The sequence below is a fragment of the Paenibacillus sp. N3.4 genome (assembly GCF_008017805.1).
In the GTDB taxonomy this organism is placed as follows: domain Bacteria; phylum Bacillota; class Bacilli; order Paenibacillales; family NBRC-103111; genus Paenibacillus_E.
Window position 1 is genome coordinate 17503 of sequence record NZ_VRTT01000012.1, and the last position, 15061, is coordinate 32563.

A 15061-nucleotide genomic window follows, 5' to 3' on the forward strand; every position below is an offset into this window, starting at 1 on the left:
CTTCTTTCAGGAGGTGTGCGCTTGACCAGTAACCCATTTAAAAGGTTCGGTATCGATTGGCTTCTCTTTGGTGGATTCGCTATGTTGATTTTCATCTTGGTATCGATCATGACCTTGTTTAATTCTAGTTATACCACGCGCCAATCAGTCGAAAGCGTATCTTTTTACCAGCAAAAGCTGCTAAATCGAATGGGTGACGAGATCAACAATCAGATCAAATTTATCGAGCAGACGGCTTCGACGGCTTCGCTAAATAATGATTTGCAACAGTTTTTATTTTCACAGCAGACGGACATTATTCGGTTTCAGGACATGAAAAATACCTTCTCCAATATGGTCTACACCTCTTCCTTTATTAAATCGATTTCAATTTATATCGAGGACCCGAAGTTGACAACAGATATCTACAGTCCTGTTCAAATTCTGGATTTTGAAAGGTTAAAGCAGGAAGTGTGGTATCCGATGATTGCCAGCAAACAGCAAGCCTGGATACCTGAGCATCCTGTACAAAGTTACATTAAAAATAAAACGCAAATGATCAGTTTTACGAAAAAAATCGTATCAGATTCCGGTCAGGTATATGGCATCATCATGTTGAATGCAAGCGTTGCAGGTATACAGAAAACGATGAAGAGTGAATCCGAGGATGTTAGCCGACTGCTAATCGATAATGAAGGAAGTCTCATCACATCAATAGGAAGTCGCAGTGAGTCCTTTTATGCCAACCATTATAAGCAATTTGCTAATCAATTGGTACGTCAAAGTGGGTACAAACGGATCCAGCTTCATAATGACAATGATCAGCTTATGGTGTGGTCTAATTTTGAATATTCAGGTTGGTCTATCATTGAACTAACGCCTTGGGAACGCGTTACGGAAAGCAGCGTAAAAAGCGAACAGGTGTCAATTTATATTGGATGTATTGCTTTGGTTTTGGCTTTGGTTTTTGCGCTATTATTATCAAGAGGTTTTACAAAGCCGTTACGTTTATTAATAAAAAAGATGAATCAATTTTCATTGGAAAAGCCAAGTGCAAGACTGCCGTCGGACTATAACAACGAATTCGGTTCTCTATTTCAAGGATATACCAACCTCATGGACCGGATTGGTGAACTGTATGTGTCTCTGGAGCACCAATACCGATTGCGACAAGAGGTGGAGGTTAAAGCGCTTCAAGCGATGATCAATCCGCATTTTTTATATAACACGCTCGATCAAATAAATTGGATGGCCATTCAGGCCGACCAGTCCGATATTAGTAGAGCGATTTCACTGCTTGGGCGGATGTTTCGGATCGGACTTTCCAAAGGTGAGGGTTTGATTCAGGTCTCGGAGGAAATTCTTTATACAGAGTGTTATTTGACCATTCAACAAATCCGATGGGGCGACAATCTGCGAGTGGTGTTTGATATTGATGCAGAATGTACAGACTTTTATGTACCAAAACTGACCCTACAGCCTTTTATCGAAAATGCAATTATGCATGGGTTTAACGGAAGAAGAACTGGTCATATTCACATTAGCTTGCAAAAGGATGATCATGGTATCCTCATTCAGATCATTGATAACGGTCGAGGACTAAAGGCGGACTGGGATCAAGGAGCCGCAATTACACCTGGTGGCTATGGGATTAAAAACGTCAAGGAGCGTATCGCTGTATTATATGGGCTGCCATTTGGAATTGAAATGGACAATTTCCCTGCAGGAGGGACCCGAGTGGTCATCCGCTTACCCATCATAAAGAGCAGACCATAAAAGGAGGGCTGAACCATGTGGAGACTGGTGGTTGTTGACGATGATTTTCATATTCTGCAAGGCTTCAAAAAGGCAATACCCTGGGAAAATTTTGGGGTTGAGTGGGTTGGAGAGGCGGAGAACGGGCTGGATGGTTATGAGCTCATTGCCCGAGAGAAGCCAGATATCGTCCTTACGGATATTTATATGCCGCAGTTAAATGGATTGGAAATGATTGAAAAATTGCGTGCAGACGGCATAGAGGCCAAGTATATTGTGCTTAGTGGTTACTCAGATTTTGAATATGCGCGTAAAGCGCTTCGTCTGAACGTATTTGATTATTTGAGTAAGCCAATCACGATGGTCGACTTGAAGCAAGTGCTCGGCAAGGCATTGGACGAATTAAACGAGGAGGTTGAAAATCGTCAGGAGATAGCATCGCTTTCGAATAAAATTTCCATGTACGAACCTTTTGTTCAGAAGCAATGGCTGAGCGCACTCATTTCAGGATCCACGGATCCTGTTATTTATATGCAGCTTCCAGCCGCCTTTGCAGAGTGGGATCAACAGCGGCACTTCGTGATGGCCGTTGAGCTGCTTCGCACGCCAAGAATTAGAAACGCCAGCCTTCAAGACTGGCATTTATTCAGGTTTGCTGTAGGAAATATTATTAATGAATTACTGGTGCAACATTGGTCGAATTCTCAATTCATAGAAATTCAGAGCAGCCATATAATGATCGTGTTTCATGGCTGGCAGGAAGCTCCTGAACCCCCATGGGCAGAACAAGTTGCTGCTCTCGGAAACGAAATGGTACGCTGCATGAACACTTACCTAAATCTTCAGGTAAGAATAGGTGTTGGTAGCTCACGGCTATCGTGGAAGGAGATTGCTGAGTCAGCGGAGGAGGCGTTTCAAGTTCTTGCGACTGAGCAGAGTCTCTCTGCGAATGTGCTCTTTTATTCCCATATCAAGACAATGCAGCTAGAGGGGAATATTAAACTTGAACAGTTAGAAATAGGGCCTGTGAAGTTTTTTCGAATTTTGGCGGACTCACTTCGTTATATGCAGATGGATCAAGCGCGTCAAACCGCGAGGGATTTTTTTATTCAATTCGAAAATCGATCCGTTGATTATTTGTATGTTCGCAATTTAGGCATGCAGCTATGGGCAGTGCTGGGTTATGCGTTGAACGATCTGGATAACTCCATTCAGGATATGTATGCGATGATCGATATTCAGAAAGATATGGACAACATCTATCGAGGTGATCAATTAGAATCGTGGCTGCTCGACAGGCTTGATCAGTTATACGGAAACCGAATTATGAATGAGAACCCTCGCCATAAGGAAGCAGTGGAGTTTATGATTCAATACATCCATGAACACTACGCAGAAGATATCACATTAGAGACGCTGTCTAACAAGATTTTCATTTCGCGAAACTATTTGAATAAGATCTTTAAAAAAGCGACCGGTGAAACGTTCATGAACTACTTGATTCGAGTGCGTATGGAGAAGGCAGAGCTGCTCTTATTGCAAGGGAAATGGATGATCTACGAAGTGGCTGAGCAGGTTGGGTACTCTATCCCCTCTTATTTCAGCACGGTGTTCAAGAAATACACAGGCAAAAATCCGAGCGATTTAATGAAAGATAGAGATACACCTTCGGATGATGTGTGCGATTTCTAACTAGAATGATTCATTTATTATATATAAGGTTTGATGTAACCGCTTTATACTTTGTGAGGAAGGAACTTATTTTAGATGAAGAAAAGAGGGGTTTTCAATGACTAACAAGTTTAAGATGCTTACTGGAGCAATAATCGTTGCTTCGATCGTTTCACTTACCGCTTGTGGAGGGACAGGGGGCGATAAACCGGCAGCAAAGAAGGAGGCAACTGCTGCTCCCGCAGCGGTAGATAAGCCTGTTACTTTAAGAATTGTATGGTGGGGCTCCCAAACACGGCATGAAGCGACACAGAAAGCATTGGATCTGTATACGAAGAAGCATCCAAACATCACGTTCGAGCCGGAGTTCTCTGGCTTTGACGGGTATTTCCAAAAGCTTTCCACGCAAGCAGCAGCCCACAACGCAGCAGATATTATCCAAATGGATGCAGCGTACTTGGCGGAATATGCCGGTCGTGGCCAGTTGGCTGAGCTGAGTCAAGGAATCAACCTTACAGATGTAGATAAGACACTGCTTGATTCAGGAAAGTATAGCGGCAAGCTATTTGCGATTCCGCTTGGCAATAATGCCATGGGCATGGGCTACAACAAAGAATTAGTAGGCAGTTTGGGAATTAAGGGGCCAAGTGATGGATGGACTTGGGATGATTATTTCCAATTCGGTAAAGATGCGAAAGCTAAGCTCGGAGCTGATAAATATGCCTTGTACAACTCTTTGAACGATCTGTTTAGTTACGACATGTACCAACTGAGCAAAGGTAAAGGATATTCCGTTACACAAGACGGCAAATTCAACATTGATAAAGACACTTGGATGGAATGGGCGAATAAGCACATCGAACTGACCAAAGCAGGTGTAATCCTTCCACCGGATCAATGGGCAACGGATAAAATTGGCGATCCAAAGCAAGATATCGTCATTAATGGCAAATCGCTTATTCGCCGGACATTTGCATCTGAGTTTCCGGGTATGGCCACTAACCTGAAGGGGGCAGGCCTAGTGACAAGTCCTAAAGGCAGTGGCTATTTGAAGCCTTCTATGTTCTGGAGCGTAAGCGCCGATTCCAAAAACGCGGTTGAAAGCAAGAAGTTCATTGACTGGTTCATTAATGATCAGGAAGTGGCTGATATCCTGGGTACAACGAGAGGAATTCCAGTTTCCAAAAAAGTGCTCGCAGTGATGGAGCCTAAGTTTAATCCGACTGACAAAGCACAAGTCGATCTTATTAACAAAACAGCCCCCACTGCGCAGCCATTCAATCCGGGTGCTGTAGGCTGGGGTAATTTCCAAAAGGATTATGCCAGCATCGTAGATTTATTGTCCTTCGGCAAAAGTACGGTTGACAAGACGTATGACGAAATTGTCAAAAAAGCAAAAGAATATGAGAAAAATGCTTCGCAAATCGCCAAGTAGTTGTATAACCATATGATGGATCAAGGATGAGTTGGCATCCTAATGGCTTCGCCTTTTAAAAAAAGGCGAAGCATTAGTCGTTTTAAGAGTTTGTATGATGGAATGACGTGGCTCCCTCCGTAATTTACGCGGTGCGGAAACGAGCTAAGGTCTGCTGAAGTTCCTCCGCCATAACGGAAAGAGATTGCGCTGCTGCTTTCACTTCTTCTGTCGTTTCGAGCTGGTTGACAGCAGAGTGAGAGACATCTTGGGAAGAAGCTGCGGTTTTTTTGGCGATATTAGTGACCTGATGAACAGATGCCATAATCTCCTGGGCACCCGCTGAAATTTGCTCGGAGGTTGCCGCCATCTCTTGGATTTGCGAAGCAACCTGGGAGGTGGACTGCAAAATTTCTCCGAAGTTTTGCTCTGTTTTCTGAACGAGCAGGATACCGGTTTGTACTTCTGCTTTAACGTTGCCCAGTGCATCACCCGATTCGTGGACGGTCGATTGAATTTCACCAATAAGCGTGGATATATCTTCCGAAAATGTATGAGATTGTTCGGCCAGTTTGCGGACTTCGTTAGCCACCACTGCAAACCCACGCCCCTGCTCGCCGGCCCTAGCTGCTTCAATAGCTGCATTTAAGGCCAGAAGATTCGTTTGATTTGAAATATCCTGTATAGCTTGTAGGATAAGGCCAATTTCTTTGGATTTGTTTTCAAGTAAAGTCATTACTTGATCCGTTTGATGTACGGATTCATGAATGGACTCCATCTGTTGAACGGTGTTCTTTACATAAGATTCGCCAGTTTCTGCTTGCTGCTTGGTCCATTCGACAGACTCGGCAATCGATGAGGCGCTCTCGGCCATCCGATAAATACCGGCCCCAACTTCTTCCATGGAAAGAGACGTTTCTTCCATTGTAAGAGTTTGCTCGTCTGCTCCACTAGCTACTTCCTTGACGGTCAACGTAATTTGTTGAGAAACTTGCTGCATGTCAATGGAACTGGATTTCAGCTGCTCTGCAGAAGAGGAACGTTTACGGCATGTCCGTTTACGGTTTGGATCATGCTCCTCATGTGTTCGGTCATTAGATTGAAAGAGGAGCTTAGTGCTCCTATCTCATCCTGCCGTCTTAGTGAGACATGCTGTACGGAAAGATCACCTTCAGAAATGCGTTTGGCTGCAGTACTCATGGAAATGATCGGCTGAGAGACGTGACGGGCAATCAGGAATGAAATGACTAAGCCGACGATTATTGCTATAATACTCAAAACGATAATCCAGCTGAGTCCAGTTTTGTAGGAATTGTCTAGATTTGTTACCCATTCATCGGCCTGATTCTGAATTTTTTTGGTAAACATCTCAATGAGGATGCTGCAGCTGCTTAGACTAGAACTGGATAGCTGAATAAGGCTCATTCCTTCGGCTCCATGCGCTTCAACAGCTGACAACGTTGCTGGAAAATGATTGGCGTATTGTCCCCATTGATCTTTAAATGCGTTGAGCAATTGGACATCTTTCTCACCTTGGAAGATGCCGTCAAGGAGCTTAATCCGTTCTTGTATGTCATTAAATAAGCTTTTTGCCTTATCAGACGGGGAAATAGTGATATCTCCCGAGCTGCTGCCTGATTCATTGAAGTAGCCTTGTGATGATTTATCTTGCATGTTTAACTGAATGCGCAGCATGAGATCATCGAGATTTTTTAGATCAAAATTCAGATTTGCAAGCAGGATCATATTAGGCAGTCCTGTTTTCGTCGTTTGCCTCGCTGTTTCTTCCATGGCATTCATTTTAAATAGGGAAGTCATACTAATCGCGGAAAGAAGGAGCAGAACAACTAAAAAAGCTAAAAAATAATTTTTTGTACAGCGTGAGTTTCATTATGCACAGCCTCCGAAGAATCTCTTTTTTTATAAGGGGTCATGTTTTCCCTTTCTCTGGATATTGTATCCTTATCTTATTTCGACGAATGCTGTCGAAAATATTATAGTAAACTAGAATTTTATGTGCAATTTATATATTTATTAGCATTTTAGTAAACTAAATCCTTGAATCCTTGACTCTCGCTCGTAACAGATTCCAAGATAAATTTTGTTATCGGACATTCAAAAAGTAACTAGTCAAATGATCGTATACATATTATAATGTGCTTAAATGAGTTGCAGTTACGACTGCATATTATTTTTTGAATATAGTGTGCCTTTATTAAGTTCAATTAGGGATGGGGAAAAGGGGGAGATGACCATGGATATTCTTGTATTCATCTTGCAAGGTCTGCTAGCTCTTATGTTTCTAATGGCAGGAGTAGGTAAAATCACAGGTTCCAAGATGCATATTGAGGGCTTTAAACGATGGGGCTTGCCGCAATGGTTCCGGGTGGTAACGGGAATCATCGAATTTGTCGCTGCCGCTGCGTTGATTATTGGCTACTGGGCTTATAGTTGGGCAGCCGTGGGAGCAATTTTACTTGGTATAACCGCTATTGGGGGAATATTGGTTCACGTTCGTATGAAGGATTCTTTCAAAGATACGTTCATGATCGTGATTCTTGGTATATTGTCTTTTATTGTATTTTTTATCCGCTTATCCGATCTTTCTGCTCCCTGGTTTTAACTAAATAATCAGACAAAATGAAACGAATGTTTCACGAAGTAAAGACACCCCAAGCAGGCCTTAGCGACCTGCTTTTTTTGATTGAGGTGTTAATAAGTAAGGATGTGGATCTTCAACCTTCTCTCAAGGGAAGAACCATATAGGGAAAATTAAATAAGGCTGCATACAAATCCTACTAGATGCGTATAGCTTAGATTACTTTAGGGTTGGTGATCGTAACGTGCTGTTGTTAAACGATAGAATAGTTCACCCATTCTCCTTGAACGCCACCCATTTTTTCGAATAAGCGTTGAGCTCGTTTGTTATCAACTCCTGTTATCCAGGACATGTAAGCATATCCGTTATCCCGTGAGTAACTTTGACATTTCAAAAATAGTTGTGACTCCAACTCAGTTTCTCTCCATGGCTCAATTACGAAGAGATCGTTCATTATGGTAATTGGATCTGCTTTCATAGTACTAAAGGCAAAATATAAGGTAGCAAAGCCAATTAACTTTCCATCTTTTTCTGCTACAAATTGTATACCTCTTTGCTGATCTAAAAGGGTTTGAATCAGACTGTGTAACTTTTCAATAGCTGGCCTAGGTTTTTGATAAAAACCAACTATATATGCATACATTAACTCGGTTAAATCGTTTAAATCATCAGGTTCAACATTTCTTATGACAGGTAACATAATATCCCTCCTCGATTAGTTATGAATAATAATACAACTTTATGAATAAAAATTCAAATAGGGTGGATGGAAATATGCATCACAGTAGGTTCGAATTGAAGGGAGGCTCCTGACGACTGTGTTATGGTATAATTTTCTATATTCTAGATGTTTGATGTAAGATGGGAGGTAATCCTCTTGTATAAGCGACTTTTTAAAAATCCTTTGTGGTTTAATATAGTGGCTATTATAGTAATCATTGTTGAAATCGGCAGTATATTTTTCAATTTCCCGCATTAGAAGGAGCTGTTTACTTTGACCATACATATCCCCCTAGGTGAGATTAGTAAGATAAACCGATATCCGGTAAAATCTTTTGCCGGAGAGACTTTGGAAACTTGCAGCATGGAAACTTACGGTTTATACGGTGATCGGTGTCATGCCTTTATCGATGAAACAAAGGAGGGATGGGATAGTTATTTTACCGCTAGAAGTATCCCTAGTATGCTTGCGTATAAGGCGAAAATCGTGGGTGAGCGGTTGGGGAATGAGCTTCCTGAAGTAAGCATATCTTCTCCTGATGGACGAGCTTTTACTTGGAATGAAGCGTTATTGGAAGACATACAGAGGCTATCCAAAAAGAAAATGTCAATGAGGAGCTATACAGCGCAAAGCTCTGATCTCATGGCTGTCGACGCGGCGAGTATCCTTATTATTACAGATTATACACTGCGCAAGCTTGAAGCGATTTGGGAAAAGGCACTAGATCCCCGTCGTTTCAGAGCGAACTTGCTTGTTACATTAAATGAGAAGCAATTGGCTGAAAATGAGTGGATTGGAAAACGAGTATCCGTTGGTGATGCCGAATTACAAGTGGATAGTTATTGTGAGCGCTGTTCCATGATTACATTGGACCCCGATACGCTTGAACGTGATGCTTCTCTGTTGAAAAAAATAAACGAGGAGATGGAGCTGCATTTCGGAGTGTACGCTTCTGTTAAAAAAACGGGACAGATTCATGTCGGTGATCCGATAAATCTCATTGATGGATGAGGGGAGACGCTTGTGCAAACCATAAATCAGATGTTTTATTTAATCTTTTAATAGAACAAGGGCAGGAAGTAGGAAGGGATGGCAGAATCCGGGTCCAAGTAACCAACAAGGGAGAAATTGTAGAGGTTACGGGCAATGCGGTATTTGTGAGGGAATTTGAGATTGCCCTATATAACCATAGAGGTCTATCAGGAGAAGACTGTCAGCAATAGGTGACAGTCTTCTCTTATTTATGAGAATGTAAGGAATATGAATCCATGTTAAGATTTAATGAAATCTAATGTTTCATCGATGCGCCAACCTGTTCCGTCTACGAGCTTAACTGTAACCTCATGCACCTCATGATCTCCTGAATCCCCTAACGGAACGATCAATGTATATGTTTTTTGAGTAGTCCCGTCCTTGATTAGTGTAGCTTTGGAAGCATTCCAATCCCTAAGACTTCCACCATCGGCATCCGGCTGTGCCAGCTTCCCGTTGATTTCGCGTATGGATCCATTTGCTACTTCTTTTTGCCAATATGCGGCTGATTGTTCTGGCGTAGTGACTTCCTTTAGATAGGCCGTATACTTTTCTTTCGTTTCCAAATCACTGCCCATCCATCGATACCTCTGCCCCTCTACGTTAACATTTTCAACTCGTCCAACTCCCGAGCCCCCATTCGCAATATGCCAGTAATGGTTATTGGCAGCTCTGATTAACTGAACCACTACCTTTTCGTTCATGAATTGATTGTAAAGTTCACTTTCAATCATTACAGTGTTAGTGGCTTGGTCCCAAGTCACCTTCGCCCCCAGTGCTTCGGCTAAGGCGCGCGCGGGATTAATGTACTTCCATCTACAATCTGCGGAGGTACCTCAGAGGTAATGACTTTTCCGTTCACAATCATCTTTACGATGGAAGGCGCAGCAAAAGAAACGGTTGAAAATAGAGCTGAGCCCACGATTAGGCCACTTGCAAATGTTTTCCAATGAATTTTCAATTTGAATACCACCTTATATGTATAGTTTACAAGCAGATAGATTCTATAAGTTCATTATATAAACCGACCGTTGGTTTGTATATATAAAAATAATGATGCATGAAAATAATTTGAAATGAATGATCTCGGAGTTGCTCCATATCGTGCTATTGCATTTAACGATTCTGATCTCAATTAAAAAAGCCCGAAGGACCGCATGGGTCCATCAAGGCTTCGAACTGGAAGAACTTATATTGCCTTCATTAACACTGTCGCTTCCCGTAGTATGTTTTGGGGGAGCGCTCCCTTTTGCAGGCGAAGGGCTTGGTGATGTGCTGGATTTTGGCGTGGGGCTCTTTTTGACAGGCTCTGGGTCTCCCGTGATTGGCGGCGAGCTTTTCGGTGATATCGTTGGAGGCTTATCCACTTCACTTGTCGCTTTTGGTGTGTGAACCGCCGTTGGCTTCGGTGAAGATGGACTGTGCGTCGCTTTCGCGCGAAGCTTAGCTTGCTCCTGTTGATACCCTGGGTTGTCATAGGCCCCCCCAGCGTCAATTTTCGTTAAACCATCCCACATATTATCTGCTTTATAGCTGCTGGGATCAGCAAATACGAGGAAACCGTCAGGCAAACGGCGTTCACCGTAACGGCTCGCAGGCTTTGTCTGCAGTTTGCCGTCAGCAACTAATTCCGAGGAGGCTCCACCATCCAGAAAGCCAGCATTCATGCAGCCTTCCGCCAAGAAGAGGTCTTGTACCTCCTTCAGGGTAGCTCCCATGCTGTACCCTGGCTGGCGTCCATCAATGACCAAAAATATGATCGTGCCATTCTTAGTCTGGCAAAGAGCCGTTCGTGGGTCTCGGCCTGCCCCACCGTCACCACTGGTGATCAGTCCTTTACCGTCTTCAATAATGCGTGGTTTCCAGAAGGCAGCCTCCGTGACTCCATCTTTTATGAGTTCATTAATCGAGTATAAGCCAATTTTAAGAATGCCTTTTTTGGTGAAACCAACAACATGTTGTTTAACACTACCGTCATATTCGGTAAGAATGACTTCGCCGCCCGACATCAGAAACCCGATGGGAGCAAAACCATTTCCTAAACCTTGGGGATCATCGAAAGCACCGCCATTCACACCAGCCAGTGCCCCTGTTCGTTTGACCATGTCTGAAATTTTTTCGCCTTCTTGCTTATGACTGGTCGTTACAAGTCGTATGGTCCGTGGATCGTAGACGTACATTTTTTTTCCTCGCCATGTTGGCGTGTTGTGATTCTCATCTTGGATGTCAACAACCTTAATTAAATCGCTAGCCGAACGTTTGCGGGTGTCAGGCTTGATTAGACCATCATGCTGCTTATCGGTTCCCCAAACGTCGATTTGCTGCTGCATCTTATTAACCATATCATCGCGCTTCTCAGCGCCAACCAACATCCAAGCCCAGTCGCGGTGCTGGGTATTAATGACCATTTCAGCAAGGCTAATCCGAAGATTAGAGCCCCAGGGTGTCAGGAATAAAAGACTGGAGCTGATGCATCCAAGAGCTGCTAACACCATAAACGTCTTTTTTAGCCAACCCCAGCGCACTTTTTTACGATAATGTTGTGAAGTTATTCGTTTTGTCTCCATTGATTCTCCATATCTCCCTACAGGTCATAAAGCGTAAACATCGTTATATGTTTGAATCCATACAGACTTTGACGTAAAGGGAATGAATAAAGTTTAGTCTTTTAAAACACGAATGCTTGAGAATGGATTATATCACGATTACTTATAATTGGTCATCCATGATAGGTAAAGGAATCCGCAAAAAAGGAACCGAGCTCAATTCGCTGCGGTTCCTTTAACAACTATAAACAGGGGGAACAAGTTGGGCACCTTATTAGGTGTTCTCTACATTCTTTACATATTTTTTGCCCCACTCACCCATGCTATCTAGTATGGGTATGAAGCTTTTCCCAGAATTTGTGAGTGAGTATTCTACTTTGGGTGGCACTTCTTGATACACCTTCCTATGAACCATATGATCATTTTCTAATTCTCTCAGCTGACTGGTCAGGATACCTTTTGAAATTCCTGGTACCAATCTTTGAAGTTCGCCGAATCTTCTGGTCTGTGCGCTTAAATGCCAAAGAATAATGATTTTCCATTTGCCGGCAATGACATTTTGAGTTTTCGTGACAGGGCAAACCTCTATTTGTTCTTCGGGAATTTCTCCCTGAAATGAAGTTCGGGCCATGTTAAATCACTCTCTTTCCTCATGGTTCTGTTTATATGACTATGTTATAAAAAAGTGACTACTTACAAAATTAAAGATACTATAATAATATATGAATATGCTTAAATATCCAACAGCAAATTTATTAAACGGGAGTGGAAATGAGATATGTCGAAAATCGTGATTACTGCAGCAACAGGAGAATTGGGTAATTTGGTGATTCAACACTTACTTAAAAAAGTTCCTGCTAGTGATATCGCTGTTAGTGTTCGAAACGTTGAAAAAGCATCTGCTTTAGCTGATTTAGGCATTGAGGTTCGTTATGGGGATTTTGATAATCCGGCGTCTATGGAAAAAGCATTTGCAGGAGCATCCAAACTATTGTTGATTTCTACGCCAGAAGATGAGTCAATTAGTCGCATTCGCAAACATATTTCTGCCATTGAAGCAGCAAAAAAAGCAGGGGTTAAACACATCGTCTACACTAGTTTTGCATATGCTGATGTGGATGCATTTGCTCCTTTGGCACATGTGCATTTAGCAACGGAATATGGACTTCGGGCTTCTGGAATGCCAACGACGATTTTGCGAAATACATGGTATCAGGAATTGTATATAAATCCTAGTTTGCAATCTTACATCGATAGTGGCATTATTATAAATTCGGCAGGAGATGGCAAAATAAATACAGCAACACGCGATGACCTCGCTCTTGCTGCCGCAGTAGTCCTAGCTGAAGAAGGACATGAAAACCAAGTATATGAGTTGGCTTCTTCGCAATCTTGGAGTTATGAAGAATTAGCAGGGATTTTATCTACAATCTCTGGTAAGCATGTAACTCATCGATCTGTTTCAGACTCAGATTCACTAGCAGGTATGATTCATGCTGGATTACCTGAAGGGCTTGCACAGTTCTTAGTAGCTATTGCTAGCAAAATGGCTGCCGGAACGGAAGGTCGCACTTCAAAAGACCTCGAGAAACTAATCGGAAAGAAACCTACATCCATTTATGATAGTATTACTCAATTATTTAATAAATAATCAATTGACGAAGTGAGGTGGATTTCCCATGCAAGTAGAAGTTTGGTCGGACTTTGCGTGTCCGTTTTGTTATATTGGCAAACGTCGCTTTGAAAAAGCGCTGGCGGAATTTCCGTATCACGAACGTGTTAAAATTATTTATCGAAGCTTTGAGCTGGACCCAAATTCACCCAAACATGTCCCGCATGATGTGTATGATATGCTCTCCACACGATATGGCATGAGCCGTCAGCAAGCCATTGATATGAATCAGAATTTAACTCAGCAGGCAGCGGCAGAAGGACTTGATTTTCAGTTCGACGGCCTGGTGCTGACGAACACATTCGATGCCCACCGACTCAGACATTTTGCTGAAGAACACGGCAAGGGCGCTATAGTATCTGAGCTTTTGTTCCATGCTTATTTCAGCGATTCGAAGAATTTGAGCGACCTTAACACACTTGCAGACCTTGCAGCTGAAGCTGGACTTGACAGGGAAGAAGCGCTGTCCATGCTGGCAGGTAATCAGTTTACCGAAGAGGTAAGGGCGGAAGAAGAGGACGGCCGCCACCTTGGTATACGCAGCGTTCCGTTCTATGTTATTAACCGCAAACACGCGGTATCTGGTGCTCAGCCAAGCAGTGTGTTCCTGAACGCATTGAAGAAGGCATGGGACGATCAGCAGCCGCTGCAGATTATCAATTCGGAAAGCGAAGCCGCTTGTTCAGATGGTTCCTGTAAAGTGGAAGGAAAATAACGAATGCCAACAAAGCATGAGGTTATGACTGGAGGGAAGCCTAGGAGCTCCCTCTTTTTTTCATTTAAGCTGCTTATCCTTGCTTTTGCAATTTCGTGATAGGGAAAAAGAATGTAAAATGTTAAATTATGTATAGTGCTCTTACGATTAGTCTTTATTTAGTTCTTGTCTTTTTTGTAACCAATATGTTTTTTTAAATGATATTACGATAAGAGGACTGGACGCCTTCGAATAAGAAGTCACAGTCTTTTTTCTTTTTTGTTGACAAACCGACGGTCGGTACTATAAAATACAATTATTAACAAACCGACCGTTGGTCTGTGGCATTTAAAGAATAGGAGAAAATAATGACAAATGCAAACACAAGCTTTCAAATCATACTCGAAGCAACAGAAGAGTTAATTAGGGAGAAGGGCTGTAGACAGACAACGCTTCAGGATATTATTAGCGAAACCGGATTATCCAAAGGTGCAATTTATCATTATGTCTCTGGCAAAGATGAGCTGTTCGGTTTATTGATGAAGTCTCGCATTGAACAAGTGAATGCAAGATTCAAAGCAGTCGTTAGCGATCAACATGCAAGTGGTCTTAGGAATCCGCTCCAGCTTATAGCGGAGGCTATGGTTCAAACCTCGCACCATGCGGATGTGACCAACAAGATATTCATCTATCTGCTCAGTCAGATGGACAATACCAAAGTGTCGGCTATCGTCCAAGGTGTCTACTATTATACGTTGGAAACCTGCATAAGATGGATCTGTGAAGGCCAGGAAGCGGGAGTGATTCCTGCTCAGGCGGACAATAGGAAAATAGCAACAGCCATGTTGAGCTTTATGTATGGACTGCGTGTGCAGCATACGATTAGGCAGGATATCGGAAGCATGACGGCTGAAGAGATTATTCAGCTCATGTCCCGCGCATTACAATAAAATTTTAAATAGAGAGAGTGAGGTTGCT

At 42.6% G+C, this 15061-nt stretch carries 15 protein-coding genes; 8 read left to right on the forward strand and 7 right to left on the reverse strand.

All coding sequences use genetic code 11. The features are described 5' to 3' along the window. Positions 1–21 precede the first annotated feature (21 nt). The 3 genes from FU659_RS08445 to FU659_RS08455 all read left to right on the forward strand — a co-directional run bounded on the left by FU659_RS08445 (position 22) and on the right by FU659_RS08455 (position 4840). Positions 22–1755: a cache domain-containing sensor histidine kinase gene (locus FU659_RS08445; protein ID WP_147947165.1), complete on the forward strand. Its 1734-nt coding sequence runs from the start codon at positions 22–24 to the stop codon at positions 1753–1755. A gap of 15 nt (positions 1756–1770) precedes the next feature. After that, positions 1771–3426, forward strand: coding sequence for a response regulator transcription factor (locus FU659_RS08450; protein ID WP_147947166.1), 1656 nt, complete (start codon positions 1771–1773; stop codon positions 3424–3426). A gap of 97 nt (positions 3427–3523) precedes the next feature. Continuing rightward, complete coding sequence (locus FU659_RS08455; protein WP_147947167.1) at positions 3524–4840, forward strand: ABC transporter substrate-binding protein; 1317 nt, start codon at positions 3524–3526, stop codon at positions 4838–4840. A gap of 124 nt (positions 4841–4964) precedes the next feature. On the opposite strand, the gene FU659_RS08460 is transcribed toward FU659_RS08455, so the two are convergent. Continuing rightward, complete coding sequence (locus FU659_RS08460; RefSeq protein WP_147947168.1) at positions 4965–5819, reverse strand: methyl-accepting chemotaxis protein; 855 nt, start codon at positions 5817–5819, stop codon at positions 4965–4967. Positions 5820–5836: 17 nt separating this feature from the next. Next, the gene (locus tag FU659_RS08465) at positions 5837–6610 is read right to left on the reverse strand and encodes a HAMP domain-containing protein (protein WP_222708506.1); all 774 of its coding nucleotides are present in this window, start codon (positions 6608–6610) and stop codon (positions 5837–5839) included. Between the two features lie 463 nt (positions 6611–7073). Between FU659_RS08465 and FU659_RS08470 the strand changes: the two genes are divergently transcribed. After that, positions 7074–7442, forward strand: a complete 369-nt coding sequence (locus FU659_RS08470) for a DoxX family protein (RefSeq protein ID WP_147947170.1) — start codon at positions 7074–7076, stop codon at positions 7440–7442. A gap of 229 nt (positions 7443–7671) precedes the next feature. Here FU659_RS08470 and FU659_RS08475 read toward each other — a convergent pair whose 3' ends face one another. Next, positions 7672–8118: a GNAT family N-acetyltransferase gene (locus FU659_RS08475; protein WP_147947171.1), complete on the reverse strand. Its 447-nt coding sequence runs from the start codon at positions 8116–8118 to the stop codon at positions 7672–7674. Between the two features lie 294 nt (positions 8119–8412). On the opposite strand from FU659_RS08475, the gene FU659_RS08480 reads away from it, so the two are divergent. Further along, positions 8413–9150, forward strand: a complete 738-nt coding sequence (locus tag FU659_RS08480) for an MOSC domain-containing protein (protein WP_261807692.1) — start codon at positions 8413–8415, stop codon at positions 9148–9150. Between the two features lie 260 nt (positions 9151–9410). On the opposite strand, the gene FU659_RS08490 is transcribed toward FU659_RS08480, so the two are convergent. The 4 genes from FU659_RS08490 to FU659_RS08500 form a co-directional block, all read right to left on the reverse strand. Beyond that, a complete protein-coding gene (locus tag FU659_RS08490; protein WP_187274000.1) occupies positions 9411–9905 on the reverse strand; it encodes a DL-endopeptidase inhibitor IseA family protein in 495 nt (164 codons plus the stop codon). A gap of 50 nt (positions 9906–9955) precedes the next feature. Further along, the gene (locus tag FU659_RS35260; protein WP_187274001.1) at positions 9956–10132 is read right to left on the reverse strand and encodes a stalk domain-containing protein; all 177 of its coding nucleotides are present in this window, start codon (positions 10130–10132) and stop codon (positions 9956–9958) included. 205 nt (positions 10133–10337) lie between these two features. After that, complete coding sequence (locus FU659_RS08495; RefSeq protein WP_261807693.1) at positions 10338–11738, reverse strand: phosphodiester glycosidase family protein; 1401 nt, start codon at positions 11736–11738, stop codon at positions 10338–10340. A 253-nt stretch (positions 11739–11991) separates the two neighbouring features. Then, positions 11992–12348 carry a winged helix-turn-helix transcriptional regulator gene (locus tag FU659_RS08500; RefSeq protein WP_147947174.1) on the reverse strand — a complete coding sequence of 119 codons (357 nt, stop codon included), beginning with the start codon at positions 12346–12348 and terminating at the stop codon, positions 11992–11994. Positions 12349–12495: 147 nt separating this feature from the next. On the opposite strand from FU659_RS08500, the gene FU659_RS08505 reads away from it, so the two are divergent. The 3 genes from FU659_RS08505 (at position 12496) to FU659_RS08515 (ending at position 15033) form a co-directional block, all read left to right on the forward strand. Next, positions 12496–13368, forward strand: coding sequence for an SDR family oxidoreductase (locus FU659_RS08505; protein ID WP_147947175.1), 873 nt, complete (start codon positions 12496–12498; stop codon positions 13366–13368). Positions 13369–13396: 28 nt separating this feature from the next. Further along, the gene (locus FU659_RS08510; RefSeq protein ID WP_147947176.1) at positions 13397–14104 is read left to right on the forward strand and encodes a DsbA family oxidoreductase; all 708 of its coding nucleotides are present in this window, start codon (positions 13397–13399) and stop codon (positions 14102–14104) included. Between the two features lie 347 nt (positions 14105–14451). Continuing rightward, positions 14452–15033, forward strand: a complete 582-nt coding sequence (locus FU659_RS08515; RefSeq protein WP_147947177.1) for a TetR/AcrR family transcriptional regulator — start codon at positions 14452–14454, stop codon at positions 15031–15033. The last annotated feature ends 28 nt before the right edge of the window (positions 15034–15061 follow it).